The organism is Lacticaseibacillus parakribbianus, assembly GCF_025490915.1.
GTDB lineage: Bacteria > Bacillota > Bacilli > Lactobacillales > Lactobacillaceae > Lacticaseibacillus > Lacticaseibacillus parakribbianus.
This window is the reverse complement of the sequence record NZ_JANQBA010000016.1, coordinates 1-17,765: the sequence shown is the minus strand read 5'-3', so window position 1 is coordinate 17,765 and position 17,765 is coordinate 1. Positions and strand designations below refer to the sequence as shown.

13 protein-coding genes are annotated in these 17,765 nt (G+C 62.0%); 12 read left to right on the top strand and 1 reads right to left on the bottom strand.

Going from position 1 to position 17,765, the window contains the following annotated elements:
* Positions 1 to 572: 572 nt before the first annotated feature.
* On the bottom strand, positions 573 to 1,550 hold the full coding sequence (locus tag NUH19_RS11470; protein WP_262316696.1) for an L-lactate dehydrogenase: 978 nt from the start codon (positions 1,548 to 1,550) through the stop codon (positions 573 to 575).
* A 410-nt stretch (positions 1,551 to 1,960) separates the two neighbouring features.
* Between NUH19_RS11470 and pth the strand changes: the two genes are divergently transcribed.
* The 12 genes from pth to lysS all read left to right on the top strand — a co-directional run bounded on the left by pth (position 1,961) and on the right by lysS (position 17,355).
* Positions 1,961 to 2,518 carry an aminoacyl-tRNA hydrolase gene (gene pth / locus NUH19_RS11465; protein WP_262316695.1) on the top strand — a complete coding sequence of 186 codons (558 nt, stop codon included), beginning with the start codon at positions 1,961 to 1,963 and terminating at the stop codon, positions 2,516 to 2,518.
* A gap of 47 nt (positions 2,519 to 2,565) precedes the next feature.
* Complete coding sequence (gene mfd / locus NUH19_RS11460; RefSeq protein ID WP_262316694.1) at positions 2,566 to 6,048, top strand: transcription-repair coupling factor; 3,483 nt, start codon at positions 2,566 to 2,568, stop codon at positions 6,046 to 6,048.
* Positions 6,049 to 6,249: 201 nt separating this feature from the next.
* Positions 6,250 to 7,830 carry a putative polysaccharide biosynthesis protein gene (locus tag NUH19_RS11455; RefSeq protein WP_262316693.1) on the top strand — a complete coding sequence of 527 codons (1,581 nt, stop codon included), beginning with the start codon at positions 6,250 to 6,252 and terminating at the stop codon, positions 7,828 to 7,830.
* Position 7,831: 1 nt separating this feature from the next.
* The gene (locus tag NUH19_RS11450) at positions 7,832 to 8,092 is read left to right on the top strand and encodes an RNA-binding S4 domain-containing protein (protein ID WP_262316692.1); all 261 of its coding nucleotides are present in this window, start codon (positions 7,832 to 7,834) and stop codon (positions 8,090 to 8,092) included.
* A gap of 70 nt (positions 8,093 to 8,162) precedes the next feature.
* A complete protein-coding gene (locus NUH19_RS11445) occupies positions 8,163 to 8,504 on the top strand; it encodes an FtsB family cell division protein (protein WP_262316691.1) in 342 nt (113 codons plus the stop codon).
* Between the two features lie 94 nt (positions 8,505 to 8,598).
* The gene (locus tag NUH19_RS11440; protein ID WP_262316690.1) at positions 8,599 to 9,120 is read left to right on the top strand and encodes a S1 domain-containing RNA-binding protein; all 522 of its coding nucleotides are present in this window, start codon (positions 8,599 to 8,601) and stop codon (positions 9,118 to 9,120) included.
* Positions 9,121 to 9,439: 319 nt separating this feature from the next.
* Entirely contained in the window at positions 9,440 to 10,768 is a 1,329-nt protein-coding gene (gene tilS / locus NUH19_RS11435; protein WP_262316689.1) for a tRNA lysidine(34) synthetase TilS, read from the top strand.
* Positions 10,761 to 11,303, top strand: coding sequence for a hypoxanthine phosphoribosyltransferase (gene hpt / locus NUH19_RS11430; protein WP_262316688.1), 543 nt, complete (start codon positions 10,761 to 10,763; stop codon positions 11,301 to 11,303). The genes tilS and hpt overlap by 8 nt, the downstream gene beginning before the upstream one ends.
* 90 nt (positions 11,304 to 11,393) lie before the next feature.
* Positions 11,394 to 13,529, top strand: a complete 2,136-nt coding sequence (ftsH, locus tag NUH19_RS11425) for an ATP-dependent zinc metalloprotease FtsH (protein ID WP_262316687.1) — start codon at positions 11,394 to 11,396, stop codon at positions 13,527 to 13,529.
* Positions 13,530 to 13,923: 394 nt separating this feature from the next.
* Positions 13,924 to 14,817: an Hsp33 family molecular chaperone HslO gene (hslO, locus tag NUH19_RS11420; protein WP_262316686.1), complete on the top strand. Its 894-nt coding sequence runs from the start codon at positions 13,924 to 13,926 to the stop codon at positions 14,815 to 14,817.
* Positions 14,810 to 15,814 carry a tRNA dihydrouridine synthase DusB gene (gene dusB / locus NUH19_RS11415; RefSeq protein WP_262316685.1) on the top strand — a complete coding sequence of 335 codons (1,005 nt, stop codon included), beginning with the start codon at positions 14,810 to 14,812 and terminating at the stop codon, positions 15,812 to 15,814. The genes hslO and dusB overlap by 8 nt, the downstream gene beginning before the upstream one ends.
* A gap of 53 nt (positions 15,815 to 15,867) precedes the next feature.
* Positions 15,868 to 17,355: a lysine--tRNA ligase gene (gene lysS, locus NUH19_RS11410; protein ID WP_262316684.1), complete on the top strand. Its 1,488-nt coding sequence runs from the start codon at positions 15,868 to 15,870 to the stop codon at positions 17,353 to 17,355.
* Positions 17,356 to 17,765: the final 410 nt, after the last annotated feature.

Genomic DNA, 17,765 nt, shown 5'->3' with positions numbered 1-17,765 from the left:
TTAAGACCGGCCCGGCGCTACGTGGTTCGCTAAACCCGCCGGTCGTCGCCGTGGATTGTCTGGTTCCGTCCGGCTAATCCCGCCGGTCGTCGCCCTGAATCGTCGGGCTCCGTCCGGCACCGCGGGAGCGGCTAGCTACGCCGCGTCACTCGTGCCAGGCCCGGGCCCCAAGCGCCACGGCTAGGCTAGCCGTCCCGCTAAACTCGCCGGTCGTCGCCCTGGATCGTCTGGTTCCGTCCGGCAACGCGGGAGCGGCTAGCTCGGACCGGCACTCGAAGCAAGGACCGCTTCAAGCACCGGCCCAGCGCTACCCGTCCCGCTAAATTCGCGCGACGTCGCCCTGGATCGTCTGGCTCCGTCCGGCAACGCGGGAGCGGCTAGCTACGCCGCGTCACTCGTGGCCAGGCCCGGGCCCCAAGCGCCACGGCTAGGCTAGCCGTCCCGCTAAACCCGCCGGTTGTCGCCCTGGATCGTCGGGCTCCGTCCCGCTAAACCCGCCGGCCGTCGCCCTGGAACCAAAAAAACTCCCCCACCTTACGCGATGGGGGAGTTTTCAGTTAGGTCTGATTGGATTACTGACGGGTCTCGATGTCGTTCTTGGCAAAGGCGTCGTCGATGATCTTCTTCAGCTGAGCCGCGGACTTGTCCATGGATTCCTGTTCGTGGTCGGTCAGAGGGATTTCCAGAATGTTCTGAATCCCGTTGGCGTTGATCACGGCTGGGGAACCGATGTAGATGTCGTGCTGGCCGTACTGACCGTCCATGTAAACGGACAGTGGGAGAACGGCGTTTTCGTCGTTCAGGATGGCCTTACTGATGCGGGCCAGGGCCGTTGCGATCCCGTAGAAGGTGGCACCCTTCAGCTTGATGATTTCGTAAGCGGCGTCACGCACGTTTTCGAACATGTCAACCAGCTTGGATTCATCGATTTCTGGGTGGGACTTAACCCATTCGGAAATCTTGATGCCGCCGATGTTGGCGTGGGACCAAACAGGGAATTCGGTGTCGCCGTGTTCACCCATGATGTAGGCGTGGACGGAACGGGCATCGACGCCGACCATCTCAGCGATGGACTGACGGAAACGCGCGGTGTCCAGGGAAGTACCGGAACCAACGACGCGGTTCTTCGGGAAGCCGGACAGCTTCCAGGTCGCGTAGGTCAGGATGTCAACCGGGTTAGCCGCAACCAAGAAGATACCATTGAAGCCGGACTCAACGATCGGGTCAACGATGGACTTCAAGATCTTCAGGTTCTTGTTAACCAGGTCAAGACGGGTTTCGCCAGGCTTCTGAGGGGCGCCGGCGGTGATGACAACCAGGTCAGCATCCTTAGCGTCGCTGTACTCAGCGGAGTAGATGGTCTTTGGCGAGGTGAATGGAAGCGCGTTGCTCAAGTCAATCGCGTCACCCTTCGTCTTGTCCTTGAAAATATCAACAATCCCGATTTCCTGGGCGATGCCCTGCAGAACCATTGCGTATGCGTAACTTGAACCAACGGCGCCGTCACCAACAAGAATTACTTTTTGGTGATCTTTGTTTGCGTTTGCCACGGTGATATCATCCTTTCGTATTTGCCTTTGTGCAATTCATCTTGAAGTATAACACATTTGCTCAGAGGTGCGCACGTTTTGCAGAAAAAAATCGCGACCTTTTGAAAAGCGTTACATTTGACAAAATCCCGGTTTGTGGGGATTTCTGTGAAATAGTTCACTGTGTCACGACTGTACTTGCAATCGTTTACAATAACAGCACCTGAAACTTGCACACCGCTTCCATGGCCGCCGTTGACCGGTTTCGACTGTAATAAATGCACCAATACACCGTCTCGGGAACTGTACTTATTTTGGCTGAGCAAACTAACACACACGCCAGCTCGTGCAAGTCCGGCCGTTCTGGTATACTAGAGGCGACCTGGAAGGGGTACTTTCCGGCTTTTTTGCGTGAACGGAGGAAATAGACTTTGAAAATGATCGTTGGCCTGGGTAATCCAGGCTCGCAATACGCGAGAACCAAGCACAATGTCGGCTTCATGGCCGTCGACCGGCTGGCCGCCGAGTACGGGGTGACCATCGCCAAGCAGGAGATGAACGCACTGACCGGTAGCGCCTTTGTCAACGGCCAAAAGGTCCTGCTGGTCAAGCCGCAGACCTTCATGAACGACTCCGGCCGGGCGGTGGGGCAGCTCAAGGCCTTCTACCAATTTGCACAATCGGAGATTCTGATCGTCCAAGACGACATGGACATGACGATGGGCCGGCTGCGGCTGCGGCAGCGGGGGTCGGCCGGTGGCCACAACGGCATCAAGTCGATCATCAACGTGCTGGGCACCCAGGACTTCTACCGCGCCAAGATCGGCATCCAGCACCCGACGCGCCAAAAGGTCGTCGACTGGGTGCTCACGCCGTTCGATAAGGACCAGCAGGTGGACATCCTCAGCGGCATCGACAAGCTGCAGCTGGCGGTGGCCGATTGGCTGGGCGGCGCCGACTTCGCCGCCTTAATGAATAAGTACAACTGACACCACCCGGCCGGTTCGGCAAGCGGCGACGTTGACATGGAGGAAACATGGATCTGATCACATTAATGGCGCAAGCGCCCGAGCTTGCGCCACTTTGGCCGCAGTTGAAGGCCGGTCGCCACCTGGTGACCGGCCTGAACGGCTCGGTCAAAACGCTTTTTCTGGCGGCGGCGGCCAAGACCCTGAACCGCCAGCTGGTGGTGGTGGAAAACAACCGCTACCACGCAGACGAACTGGTCGCCGACCTGACCGGCCTGCTTGGCGATTCGGCGGTTTGGTCCTTCCCGGTCGAGGACGTGATGGCCGCCGAGGTCGCCGTGTCGTCGCCGGACACGCTCAACGAACGCATCAACACGCTGAGCTTTTTGGCGACCGCTCGGCCCGGCGTGGTGGTGACCAGCCTCGCCGGGCTGCGCCACCAGCTGGTGCCCAAGGCGACCTGGCAGGAAGCCGCGCTGCACCTGGACCTGGACTCCGAGATCGAGCCGGCCAAGCTCGCGGCGACGCTGGTGGCGATGGGCTACCGCCGCGACAGCCTGGTGGGAACGCCGGGCCAGTTCGCCATTCGCGGCGGCATCATCGACATCTACCCGCTCAACGCCGACAACCCGGTTCGCATCGAGCTGTTCGACACGGCCGTCGACAGCCTGCGTGAGTTCGACATGGGAACGCAGCGCAGCATCCAAAGCATCGACCACCTGGACCTCGCCCCGGCGACCGACCTGATTGCAACGCCTGAGGTCCTGAAGGCGGCCGGCGAAAGGCTGCGGACCCAAGGCCTGGCCGCCAAGGCGAAGGCCAAGACCAAGGTCGCCAAGCAGGCCTTGACCGACGGGGTGCTGGCGGTCGCAGAGCAGCTGGCGCTGGGCGAGCGGCCGGAGGAGCTGGCGCTTTACATGGCCGCGCTGTACCCGCAGGCCGCGACGCTCTTGGATTACCTGCAGCCAGATGCGCTGGTGGTGTGGGACGACTTCACCAAGCTGGCCGACACCGACGTCACGCTGCTTCAGGAAACCACGGACTGGGCGGCCAGCCTGCAGGAAGGCGGCCGCCTGGCTACGCTGCCCAAGCCCCAGTCGCTTCAGGAAATCGACCGCACCGACCGCCGCACCCACCTGTACCTCAGCCTGTTTCAAAAGGGCATGGGCAACCTGCGCCTGCAGTCGTTGACCAACGTGGCTAGCCGCAACGTGCAGCAGTTCTTCAGCCAGATGCCGCTGCTCAAAACCGAGGCGGACCGCTGGCGCAAGCAAAAGCAAACCGTGGTCTTCCTGGTTCAAGAAGAGGCACGGCTGACCAAGCTGAACCAGACGCTGCGCGATTTTGAGGTCGACACGGTAATCAGCCCGGCCGACGATCTGTTGGCCAACACGCTGCAGCTGACCGTCGGCAACTTGCAAAACGGCTTCGAGCTGCCCAGCCTGCACTTGGTGGTGGTGACCGACCACGAACTGTTCAACGCCAAGGTGCATCGCAAGGCGCGGCACCAGACGCTGGCCAACGCCGAGCGGCTGCGCTCCTACACCGAGCTGACCCCGGGCGATTACGTCGTTCACGTCAACCACGGGATCGGCCAGTACGTCGGTCTGCAGACGCTTGAGGTCGATGGGGTTCACCGCGACTACATCACGATCGTCTACCAGCAAGGCGACAAGCTGTTCATCCCGGTCGATCAGCTTCACCTGGTCCAAAAATACGTGGCCGCCGACGGCAAGACCCCGAGGATCAACAAGCTGGGCGGTTCGGAGTGGCAAAAAACCAAGAAGAAGGTCGCCGGCAAGATCGAAGACATCGCCGACGACCTGATCAAGCTCTACGCGGCGCGTGAGGCGGAGCCCGGCTTCGCCTTTGCCCCGGACGACGACCTGCAGCGCCAGTTTGAGGCCGAGTTCCCGTACCCGGAGACCCAAGACCAGCTGCGGTCGGTAACCGAAATCAAGCAGGACATGGAGAAGCCGCGGCCGATGGACCGGCTGCTCGTCGGCGACGTCGGTTTCGGCAAGACCGAAGTGGCGCTTCGGGCGGCCTTCAAGGCGATCGAAAACGGCAAGCAGGTCGCGCTGCTGGTGCCGACCACCATTTTGGCCCAGCAGCACTTCGACACGATGAGCGAACGCTTCGCCGACTTCCCGGTGACCGTCGGCATGCTGTCGCGGTTTCGCACCCCCGGGCAGATCAAGGAGACGCTGGCCGGCCTGAAGGATGGTACGGTTGACATCGTGGTCGGCACCCACCGGCTGTTGTCCAAGGACGTGCAGTACAAGGACCTCGGGCTTTTGATCGTCGACGAGGAGCAGCGCTTCGGCGTCAAGCACAAGGAGAAGCTCAAGGAGCTGCGCCACAACGTCGACGTGCTGACGCTGACCGCCACGCCGATTCCGCGAACGCTGAACATGTCGATGCTCGGCGTCCGGGACCTGTCCGTGATCGAGACGCCGCCGACCAACCGCTACCCGATTCAGACCTTCGTGATGGAGCAAAACCGCGGCGCGATGCGCGACGCGATCGAACGCGAACTGGAACGCGGGGGCCAGGTGTTTTACCTGCACAACCGGGTCCATGACATCGAAAAAACGGTGGCGGCAGTCGAGGAGCTCGTGCCCAACGCAACGGTGGCCTACGCGCATGGCCAGATGACCGAGACCCAGCTGGAAAACGTGATCTACGACTTTCTCCACGGCGCCTACGACGTCTTGGTCACGACCACCATCATCGAAACCGGCGTCGACATGCCCAACGTCAACACGCTGATCATCGAAGACGCCGACCACTACGGCCTGTCTCAGCTCTACCAGCTGCGCGGTCGCATCGGCCGCTCCAGCCGCGTCGCCTACGCTTACTTCATGTACAAGCCCGATTCGGTCCTGAGCGAGGAGGCGGAAAAGCGGCTGCAGGCGATCAAGGACTTCACGGAGCTTGGGGCCGGCTTCAAGATCGCGATGCGCGACCTGTCGATTCGCGGCGCCGGCAACCTGTTGGGCAGCCAGCAGCACGGCTTCATCGACGCGGTCGGCTACGACCTTTACACCCAGATGCTCAACGAGGCGGTCGCTCGCAAGCTGGGCAACAAGGCCAAGCCGCGCTTTGATTCGCAAATCGAGCTTGCCCTTGAGGCCTACCTGCCCGAGGATTACGTCGCCGACTCGAGGCAGAAAATCGAGCTGTACAAGCGGCTGCGCGAAAGCACCACCGCGGCCCAAGAGGACGAGGTGGCCGACGACCTGATCGACCGCTTCGGCGATTACCCGCAGCCGGTCACCAACCTGCTGGCGATTACGCGCCTGAAGCGCTTCGCCGACGCCGCCCGGGTCGCAAAAATCACCCAAAGCGGCAACCAGCTGACGCTGCGGCTGAGCAAGCAGGCCAGCGCGAAGCTGGGCGGCCCGGCCCTGTTCAAGAAGCTTGATACCACCAAGCTCAAGGCCCGGGTGGCCGAAGACGGCGGCGAGCTGGTCGTCACCTTCCTTTTGTCCGGCCACCCCGATTGGCTGCGTGAGCTGACCGCGTTTTGTCAAACGCTGGCGGCCTGACGTATACTAGGTGGGGCGTAGCGGCTGGCCGCGCTTGAAGATTCGGGCTTTTGGGCCAGTAACGGCGTGTTTGCGCCGCCGTCCGGTGCCGCGGTCTCGCCGATAATTGGCGCCTTTTTGGCGAGAACCGAACCGCAAGGCCCAATCCGCCCGGGGCCCCGAGACCGCGGCCCCCAGAAACTGCAGTGAGTGAGGAAAGCGATGCAAAATGACCAGATGAAATCCCTGATGCGCGGTGCGTGGATCCTGAGCCTCGCTGCCTTGGTCGCCAAGGTCTTGAGCGCCGTGTACCGGGTGCCGTTCCAGAACCTGGTCGGCGACACCGGTTTTTACGTCTATCAGCAGGTCTACCCGCTGTACGGCATCGGCATGACCTTCGCCTTGTCCGGCTTTCCCGTGTTCATCTCCAAGCTGATTGCCGAGGCGCGGGAGCCCGAGACGCAGGCGGAGATCACGCACCGGGCGTTGGTCTTGATGACCTGGCTTGGCCTGGCGATGTTTCTGGCGCTGGAGCTTGGCGCGACCTGGATTGCCCGGCTGATGGCCGACGTCGCGCTGACGCCGATCATCAGAAGCGTCGGGCTGATGTTTTTGACTATGCCGGTTTTGTCGACGGCCCGAGGGTACTTCCAGGGCACCTTCGACATGACCAAAACGGCGCTGTCGCAGGTGGTCGAGCAGATCGTGCGGGTGGCCGTGATCCTGGTCGCCGCCTGGGTGGCCTACAAGCAGCACTGGGACCCGTACCGCATGGGGACCTGGGCGATGAGCGGCGCCTTTTTCGGTGGCCTGGCCGCCTTGTTGACCGTGTGGTGGGCCTACGCTAAGGTGTTTGCCCACAAGCACTTCGCCTTCGCCGGCTTTTCCACCTACCTGGCGCTGTTGCGGCGCTTTCTCAAGGAGGGCGGCTCCATCGCGCTGTTCGCCACGATGCTCATCGTGCTACAGCTGGTGGACTCCTTCACCGTGACCCGCGGCCTGGCGACGGCCGGCGTCGCCCCGGCGGCGGCCAAAGCGCTCAAGGGGGTGTACGACCGCGGCCAGCCGCTGGTGCAGCTGGGGCTGGTGGTCGCGACGTCGTTGTCGGCGACGCTGTTGCCCAGCCTGACGCGCAGCGCGGCCAGCGGCCACATGGGGCGTTTCTTGGCGACGGCCCGGCAGCTGATCCACTTCAACCTGTCGCTGTCCATGGCGGCGACCTCGGGGCTGATCGCCTTGATGCCGTTGATCAACTGGCTTTTGTTCGGCGACCGGCAAGGCACGACGACGCTTCGGATTTACGCGCTGAGCATCGCCTTGGTCGCGATGATCAACGCCTACAACGCGATCTTGCAAAGCCTCAACCGCTTCCGGGTCACGACCTACGCGCTGTTTTTCGGCTTCGTCGTCAAGCTGCTGTTGAACCTGCCGCTGGTCGCGGTTTACGGCACGGAAGGGGCGGCGATTGCGACGGTGGTCAGCCTCGCGGTGATTCTGGTGGCGCTGTACATCCAGCTGCCGGATGTGATCCGGCGGCCGGATCCGCACCAGTTCGAGCTGCGGCTGCTTTTGGTGATCGCCGGCATGAGCCTACCGGTCCATGCGCTGGCGGTGCGGCTGCCGTACCAGTCCCGCACGGACATGTTCTCGCTGGTGTTGGCCACCGTGTCGGTCGGCGTGATCCTCTACGTCGGCCTGGCCGCCTTGGTCAACCTGTACTCGATTCGCGAGGTGCTGGCCTTTCCAATGGGTCGGCGCTTCCTCAAATTCTTGCACCGTCTCAGAAATAGGAAGGAAAAATGACATGCGATTAGATAAATACCTGAAGGTCTCCCGCATCATCAAGCGCCGCACCGTGGCCAAGGAAATCGCGGACAAGGGCCGCATCACCATCAACGACAAGGTCGCCAAGTCCTCCAGCGAGGTCGGCATCGGCGACGTTTTGGTCATCGCCTTTGGCAACAAGACGCTGACGGTCAAGGTCACCGCCTTGGTCGAAACCACCAAAAAAGAGCTGGCCGCCGACATGTACTCGGTGGTAGGCGAAACTTACAAAGAAAATTAGCCAATCGTGTGCGTCGCGCGGGATTCTTTGCTATACTGAGTTTAATTAACGAGGTAAGGTGGGGTCCGCGATGCAGGCGATTCGACACGTCCAGTTCAAGGCACCAAAGCAGGCCAAGGCGGCCGGTCACACGCGGGTTCACCGGCGGCGGCTGGTGACGCTTTTGCTCGCGCTGCTGGTGATCTGCGGCGTCGGCGGCTACCAGCTGTTTTCGACCCACCAGGCCATCGCCACCCGCAGCGTGGCGGTCAGCCGCGCCAAGCGCGACCTGGCCCGGGTCAAATCGCAGAAAAAGGCGCTCAACGTCCAGATCGATCAGCTGAAGAACGCGGATTACCTGGAGAAGCTGGTGCGGCAGAAGTACGCGATGTCCAAGAAGGGCGAAACCATTTTTACATTACCGGGTGAATAGCCGACACGTGAGCCGATTTGCGACAGCTTGCTTGCGTGTCGGCTTTTGCATGGTATACTAATAGACACAATTCACTAGGAGGGCAACTTTTTATATGGCAGTTGAAGTCGGCGCAAAAGTTTCTGGCAAGGTCACTGGGATCACGAATTTTGGCGCTTTTGTTGACTTGGGAGAAGGCAAAACGGGACTGGTTCACATCAGTGAGGTCTCCGATGCCTATGTCAAAGACATTCACGACGTCCTGACGGTGGGTGACACCGTGACGGTCAAGGTGATGTCGATCAAGGACGGCAAGATCGGGCTGTCCATTCGCAAGGCGGTCGATGCCCCGGCCGGTGCCCACAGTGGTGCCCCACGCGGCGGCCACACCGGCGGCCCTCACGGCAGCGCCCCGCACCAAGGCGGCGCCCCACACGGCAACGGCGGCTCGAACTTCGGGCGCGGCCCAAAGCCCCACCGCGACAACGGCCGCGGCGGCTTCGGTAAGCCGCAGGCCCCGAAGGACGATTTTGACGGCATGATGTCCGGCTTTCTCAAGGAAAGCGAGGACCGCCTGAGCAGCCTTCGCCGCAACACCGAAGGCAAGCGCGGCGGCCGCGGCGGTCGTCGCAGCTGATTGACAGACAACACTGGCGTCACCTCGTCGATACGAGGTGGCGCCTTTTTGCGCCGCGCCGTGGGGGGCGGCCGACCCACTCGGCCGCCGGCTCGGGGCAACCGCTCGCCGGTCGGCTTGCCCGGCGGTGGTGGCGGCCCTTCGCGCGGCCGGCTGAGCGAAGCGCTGCCTCGAAGCGCCGTTGCGCCGGGCCCGGGTTTTCGGCCGTGCCGGGGCTTGCCACCGGGGCGACGGCTTGGCAGAATGGGACCTAAGGCGGATGGTTCATCTTGGTGCGTATGCTATGGTGGATGACATCCTGTCATATCGGAGGTGTGAGATGCTAGACGGTGAGGCGCTGATGGCGCCGTTCGGACTGCCGGCCCAGACGCCGGTGCTGCTGGCTGTGTCCGGCGGCGTGGATTCCATGGTTTTGATGACGCTGCTGGCGCCGCTTCACGGCAACCAGCTCCAAGTGACGGTCGCCCAGTTCGACCACCAGCTGCGGCCGACCAGTGCGGCCGAGCAGCGCCAGGTGGTCAGCTACGCAACGGCACTGGGGCTGGCGACCGTTTGCGGCGCGTGGCCGCAAGCCGCACAGCCCAAGCGGGTGACCGAGGCGGCGGCGCGAGCGGCGCGATACGCGTTTTTGACTCGGGCGGCGGCTTCGGTCGGCGCCAAGGCCATCGTCTTGGCTCACCACGCCGACGATCAGCTGGAGACCCTGCTGTTTCGCCTGCTGCGAAGCGGTTCGGCCCAAGGCGCGGCCGGGATGCGCCCGGTGCAGCCACAAGGCGCCGTCACGCTGCTGCGGCCGCTGCTCGCCGTGCCGAAACAGGCGCTGCGCGATTACGCCGCCGCCCATGCAGTGCCATACGCGGAAGACGCCAGCAACACCGACCGGCGCTTCACCCGCAACTGGTTGCGCCACGCCATTGTGCCCAGCTTGAAGGAACGCAGCCCCCAGCTTTTGGCTCACGCCAGTCGGCTGAGCGTGGAGCAGGCGGGGGTGCTCGAACTCGCCAACCGCCAGGCGGATGCGCTTTTGATTCGGGCGACCGGGCCAGCCGGCGTCGATTGGCGCAAGCTAAACAGCGAGCCGGCGGCGGTGCAGCGCGTGGTGCTCGAGCGGCAGCTGGCCGCCTGGCAGCGCCACGCCGATCAGGCGACCTTGACCGCGATGCTGGCCGCACTGGCCGAAGCGGCCGGCACCAAGGCCTTCGATCTCACCGGCGGCCGCGTCTGGGTCAGCTACGCCACGCTTCGTCGGGCGCTGCCCGAGCCCGTGGCCCAGCCCAGCGTGACGCTGGAACGCGCCGAGCAGTGGTACCCCCTGCCAGCCGGCCGCGTCGGCCGCTTCGGTCAGCGGCCGCCAGCCGCCACCGCCTGGAGCCTGGTGCCGGCGGGGCCGCTGGTGGTGCGAACCGGCCAACCCGGGGACGTCGTGCTTTTGCCCAGCGGCCACACCAAGCCGCTGCGGCGGCTGTTCATCGACGCCAAGGTGCCGCGGCCAGAGCGCCACGCAAGGCTGGTCGCGGCCACGCCGGCCGGGGTGGTGTGGGTGCAGGGAAAAGCCTTCGCTGAATTGTTTCAGGTTCCCCGAACTGATATAATTCAAGCTGTACTAGCATTTCAATCCCCATGCCAAAGGACGGATGACGATGAATGATGATATCCTGAAAGTGCTGTATTCCAAGGCCGACATCGAGGCAATCACCACGCGGCTGGCCGCCGAGATCAAGCGCGACTATGCGGGGCGTAACCCGTTGGTCGTCTGCATCCTCAAGGGTGCCATCATGTTCATGACGGACCTGGTTCGCGCGGTGGACGATTACCTCGAGGTCGACTTCATGGACGTGTCCAGCTACGGCACGGCGACGGAAAGCTCCGGCGAGGTCAAGATCATCAAGGACCTGGACACCTCGGTGGCCGGTCGCGATGTGCTGATTGTCGAAGACATTGTCGACACCGGCCGGACGCTGAGCTACCTGATGAAGCTCTTTGAGACCCGCGACGCGGCCTCCGTGAAGATTTGCACGTTGATGGACAAGCCGGAGCGGCGCGTCAAGGACGTCCACGCGGATTACGTCGGCACCATGGTCCCCAACGAATTCGTCGTCGGCTACGGGCTGGATTACGCGGAGCGTTACCGCAACCTCCCGTACATCGGGGTCTTGAAACCCGAAATCTATAATCACGATTGACCTTTATTTCACCGGCCGGTGGTGTATGATTGAACTTGCGTTGAAGCACCACGGACCACTTTTTTCGCTAAATGTTGCTGGAGGTTATGCATGAATAAAAAACAAAATGGGTTATTCGGGAGCACGCTGTTTTACGTCGTGTTGTTCGTGATCCTGGTGACCAGCTTTGCGCTTTACCTGCGGGGAAGCGGCGGCAGTCAGACCCAAGAGCTGCAGTCCAGTGAGTTCATCTCACAACTGAAGGACAATAAAATCAAATCCTTCGAGGTGCAGCCAAGCGGCGGCGTCTACAAGGTCTCCGGTGAGTACCGCACCGAGCAGAAGATCAAGGGTGCCACCGGTGGCCTGAGCCTGCTTGGCGCGACCAGCACCACGACCAAGCGCTTCTCCGCCTACCTGCCGACCAACGATTCGACGATGGCGACGGTGCAAAAGGCGGCGGAGGCCAACGACGTCAAGAGCGACACCCTGACCGAGTCGCAGTCCGGCGTTTGGCTCAGCCTGCTGATCACCGTCGTGCCGCTGGTTCTCTTCATGGTGTTCTTCTACATGATGATGAACAACGCCGGCCAAGGGGGCGGCGGCAACGGCCGGGTGATGAACTTTGGCAAGTCCAAGGCCAAGCAAGCCGACAAGAAGGCTAACAAGGTTCGCTTCTCCGACGTCGCCGGCGCCGAGGAAGAGAAGCAGGAGCTGGTCGAAGTTGTCGAGTTCCTGAAGGATCCGCACAAGTTCTCCGGCCTGGGGGCTCGCATCCCGGCCGGGGTCCTCTTGGAGGGCCCTCCTGGTACCGGTAAAACGCTGCTGGCCAAGGCGGTCGCCGGCGAGGCCGGCGTCCCATTCTTCTCGATTTCCGGTTCGGATTTCGTCGAGATGTTCGTCGGGGTCGGCGCGTCGCGTGTCCGTGACCTGTTCGATCAGGCCAAAAAGAACGCCCCGTCGATCATCTTCATCGATGAAATCGACGCCGTCGGTCGCCAACGTGGCGCCGGCATGGGCGGCGGCCACGACGAACGCGAGCAGACCCTCAACCAGTTGCTGGTTGAGATGGACGGGTTCACCGGCAACGAAGGCGTGATCGTCATGGCGGCGACCAACCGTTCCGACGTGCTGGATCCCGCGCTGCTGCGGCCGGGTCGTTTTGACCGGAAGATTCTGGTCGGGCGGCCGGACGTCAAGGGACGTGAGGCCATCCTGAAGGTCCACGCCAAGAACAAGCCACTTGCGGCCGACGTCGACCTCAAGGAAATCGCCCGGACCACCCCAGGCTTTGTCGGGGCGGATCTGGAGAACCTGCTGAACGAGGCGGCCCTGGTGGCGGCCCGGCGCAGCAAGAAGGAAATCGACGCGTCGGACATCGACGAGGCCGAAGACCGCGTGGTCGCAGGTCCGGCCAAGAAGGACCGTGTGATTTCCGAGAAGGAACGCAACATGGTGGCCTACCACGAGGCCGGCCACGCCTTGATCGGGCTGGTGCTGTCCGACTCCCGCGTGGTTCGCAAGGTCACGATTATTCCGCGCGGCCGCGCCGGCGGTTACGCGATCACGCTGCCTAAGGAAGACCAGTTCCTGCTGACCAAAAAGGACATGACCGAGCAGATCGTCGGCCTGATGGGTGGTCGCACCGCCGAGGAAATCATCTTCGGTGTCGAATCCACCGGGGCCTCCAACGACTTCGAGCAGGCGACCCAGCTTGCCCGGGGCATGGTCACCCAGTACGGGATGACCGAGCGCCTCGGCACCGTCAGCCTGGAATCCGACGGCCAGCCGTTCGTCGGCGCCAGCTACGGTCAGATGCCGGCCTACTCGCAGGAAACGGCTGCGGCCATCGATGACGAGATTCGTAAGATCATCGCCGACGCCCATGAACAGGCGCGTGAGATCATCGAGAGCCACCGCGAGCAGCACAAGGCAATTGCCGAGGCCCTGCTGAAGTACGAGACCTTGAACGAGAAGGAAATCCTCGAGATTTTCAACACGGGCAAGATGCCGGAGAAGAGCCAAGACGAGTTCCCAAGCGAAAAGGCGGCCACCTTCGAGGAGGCCAAGAAGGCCCTGGAGCAAAAGGATGCCCAAAAGCAGGCCGAGGAAGGCGACGCCGCGCAGCCAGCCGATAAGACGCTGACGCCGGCCGACCCGACCACCCAAGACGCCCCAAGCGGCGACGCGGATGCGCCAACGGACCAGGAAACACCGGATTCAAGCGACGACCACGATAACCAGTGATTGCCAAGACCCTGCCACGCGGCGGGGTCTTTTGCTTGGGGCAAGTGCGGCATCAAGCGCCACGGCCAGGCAGTATCTGGAAGCAAAATCAGTTCGGATTTAGCCTTGAAAACCACTAGTTCGTGGATTAGTCACTGGGTAGGCAGCGGTGCGGATTTTCAGATACGACCTAGGTGATGAGCCCTGCTAACTGCGCCGCCCTTCGCCCTGGTTCGTCGGGCTCCGGTCGGCAACGCGGGAGCGGCTAGCTACGCGGCGTCACTTGGGGCAAGTGCGGCCCCAACCGCCGCCGCTAGGCTACCCGTCCCGCTAACTGCGCGGCCTTCCGCCCTGGTTCATTTGGCCCCGCGGCCACAATCTGTTATCATATTGACGGTTAACAAGGAGAGAGAATATGGCAGATACAATGATTACGGCGGTCACGGCAGACGGGTTCTTCCGCGTCTTTGCCGTTGACGCCACGGCGACGGTGCGGGAGGCGCAGCGCCGCCACGACACCTACCCGGCGGCCACGGCCGCACTGGGTCGCACCCTAGTCGGCACCAGCCTGCTGGCCGCCGCCGGCCTGAAGAACGAGAACGACCTGCTGACGGTGCGGATTCAAGGCGACGGTCCGGTCGGCGCCTTGGTCGCAGACGGCACCGCCAATGGCACGGTGCGAGGCTACGTGCAGCACCCGCACGTCAACCTGCCGCTGAACCAGGTGGGGAAAATCGACGTCGCCCGGGCGGTCGGCCACCAAGGCATTTTGGCCGTCACCAAGTACGTCGGCGTCGGCAAGCCCTTCACCGGGCAGGTGCCGCTGGTGTCCGGCGAACTGGGCGAGGATTTCACCTACTACCTGGCCAAGTCCGAGCAGATTCCCGCGGCGGTCGGCCTGTCGGTGTTCGTCAACGCGGATAACACGGTGCAGGTGGCCGGCGGATTCATGATTCAGGCGCTGCCCGGCGCCACCGAATCTGCCCTGACGGCGCTTGAAACCAATGTCAAAACGCTGCCGCTGGTCTCCGAAATGCTGCGCCAGGGCCTGACCCCGCGGCAGATCGCCACTCGCGCCACCGGCGATGATGCGCTGGAGGTGCTGAGCGAGACGCCGCTGCGTTTCGCCTGCACCTGCAGCAAGGAACACTTCGCCGACATCATGGCGACGCTTGCGCCCAGCGACCTGCGCGAGATGATTGAAAAAGACCACGGGGCCACGGTGACCTGCAAGTTTTGCGGCAGCACCTATGCTTACACGGAAGCGGAACTGAGCGAGTTTTTGAGAAAGGCGGAAGCGCATGACTGACACACTATCCTGGCAGATCGGCAACGTGACGATCCCCAACCGCGTGGTGGTGGCCCCGATGGCGGGCATCACCAACGCGGCGTTTCGCGTCACGGCCAAGGAGTTCGGCGCCGGCCTGGTGGTCTGCGAGATGATCTCCGACCGCGGCATCATGTACCACAACCAAAAAACTCTAAGCATGCTGTTCGTGGATCCGCGCGAACACCCGATTTCCATCCAGATTTTCGGTGGCACCAAGGAGACCTTGGTCAACGCCGCCAAGTTCGTGGATCAAAACACCGAGGCCGACATCATCGACATCAACATGGGCTGCCCGGTGCCCAAGGTGACCAAGACCGACGCCGGGGCTCACTGGCTGCTGGACCCCAACAAAGTCTACGAAATGGTGGCCGCGGTGGTTGACGCGGTTCACAAGCCGGTGACGGTCAAGATGCGAACCGGCTGGGACGAGGATCACATCTACGCGGTCGACAACGCCCTGGCCGCCGAACGCGCCGGCGCCGCTGCGCTGGCGATGCACGGTCGCACCCGCAAGCAGCTTTACTCCGGCAAGGCCGACTGGGAGATTTTGAAGCAGGTGAAGGCCCAGCTGCACATTCCGTTCATGGGCAACGGCGACGTTCGGACCCCGCAGGATGCCAAGCGCATGCTGGATGAGGTCGGGGCCGACGCCGTGATGATCGGCCGCGCGGTTTTGGGCAATCCCTGGCTGCTCAAGTCGGTCGAGGCGTACCTGCGTTCCGGCGTCTTGGTGCCGGAGCCGACCCCGCGGGAGAAAATCGCGACGGCCAAGCTGCAGCTGCACCGCCTGGTTGACCTCAAGGGTGAGGACCTGGCCGTGCGGGAGTTCCGCTCCCAGGCCGCGTATTACCTGAAGGGCATTCCCCGTGCCGCTCGCACCAAGGCGGCGGCGATGAGTGCCGAAACCGAGCAGGCGGTTGACGATATCTTCGATGCGTTTGTCGAGGAGAACGAGCAGCGGCCGGTCGGGCGATAGTTGCTTTTTGCCAACAGTATGGCAGAATGAGACGAGAAAGATCGGAGGAAAACATGGCAGAACAGCAAAATGAATTAAACGACCAGATGAAGGCGCGGCGCCAGAAGATGGACGCGCTGCGCGAGGCCGGCATCGACCCGTTCGGCAAGCGGTTCGACCGCACCGACACCGCCCAGGGGCTGCACGACAAGTACGACCAAGAGGACAAAGAGCAGCTGCTGGACAACACGCCGACGGTCACCATCGCCGGGCGCATGATGTCCAAGCGCGGCAAGGGAAAGGTGGGCTTTGCCGACCTGCGCGACCGCTCCGGCCGCATCCAGATCTACGTTCGCAAGGACATGGTCGGTGAGGAGAACTACCAGATCTTCAAGAAGGCCGACCTCGGTGACTTCCTCGGCATCGCCGGTGACGTGATGAAAACCGACGCCGGGGAGCTGACGGTTCGCGCCACCCACCTGACCCACCTGAGCAAGGCGCTGCGGCCGCTGCCGGACAAGTACCACGGCCTGACCAACGTGGAGCAGATCTACCGCCAGCGCTACTTGGACCTGATCGCCAACGACGACAGCTTCGAGCGCTTCGTTCGCCGCAGTAAGATTGTCAGCGCCGTGCGTGAGTACTTGGATTCCAACGCCTTTTTGGAAGTTGAGACCCCAGTTTTGCACAACCAAGCCGGTGGCGCCTCGGCGCGGCCGTTCATCACGCACCACAATGCGTTGAGCATCGACTTGTACCTGCGCATCGCCCTTGAGTTACACCTCAAGCGCCTGATTGTCGGCGGCATGGAGCGAGTCTACGAGATTGGCCGGGTGTTCCGCAACGAAGGCATCGACACCAAGCACAACCCGGAGTTCACGATGCTTGAGACCTACGCGGCTTACTGGGACCTGACCGATGTGATGGACGAAACCGAAGGCATTTTCCGCTTCGCCGCCAACAAGGTGCTGGGTACCGGCAAGATCACGTACCAGGGTCAAGACATCGACCTGGATGCGCCGTTCGCCCGAGTTCACATGGTCGACGCGATCAAGGACCGCACCGGCATCGACTTCTGGCAGCCGATGTCCCTCGAAGACGCGCGTAAGCTTGCGGCCGAACACAACGTCCACGTTGAGTCCTACTGGACGGTCGGCCACATCATCAACGCCTTCTTCGAGGAATTCGTGGAGCCGACTTTGATTCAGCCGACCTTCCTGTACGGCCACCCGATTGAGATTTCGCCGCTGGCCAAAAAGAGCGAGAAGGATCCGCGCTTCGTGGATCGCTTCGAGCTGTTCATGCACGGCAACGAGTATGCCAACGCGTTCACCGAGCTGAACGATCCGATCGACCAGCGTCAGCGCTTCGAGGCGCAGGCCGCCGAGAAGAGCGCCGGCAACGATGAGGCCCAAGGCATTGACGAGGACTACATCGAGGCCCTCGAGTACGGCATGCCGCCAACCGGTGGCCTGGGCATCGGCATCGATCGCCTAGTCATGCTCTTGACGGATGCCCCATCGATTCGCGACGTCCTGCTTTTCCCGACGCTGCGTCCGTAAGCCGAAAGTGAGCTCACTGAGCTCACTTTTTTGTTTGTGAAAAAGCGAAAATTGCGCGTGAAAATGCGACCACTATCGATGAAAATCCAAACATTGAATCGAACCCCCGGAGCACTGGTTCGGGAACCTGAAAAAGTCGCGAAAAATGTTGACGGGTCGCGGTTTCGCTGATATGATAAATAGCGTCGTTGAGGCAATGTGAGCTTGGCCGGCCGGTGATTCGCAACAAGTTGTTGTTGACAGTCGCCTGACAAAATGCTAAGATATCTAAGTTGTCTTATGGACACGGTAGTCCTTTGAAAACTGAACAAAGTTTCGTAAATGTGATAGGGCTTTTCTTAATTGAAAAGAATTAAACATTGCGAAGTCAATTCGCTAGTAACAACAAATCGAGCTATTCAAACAGCTCA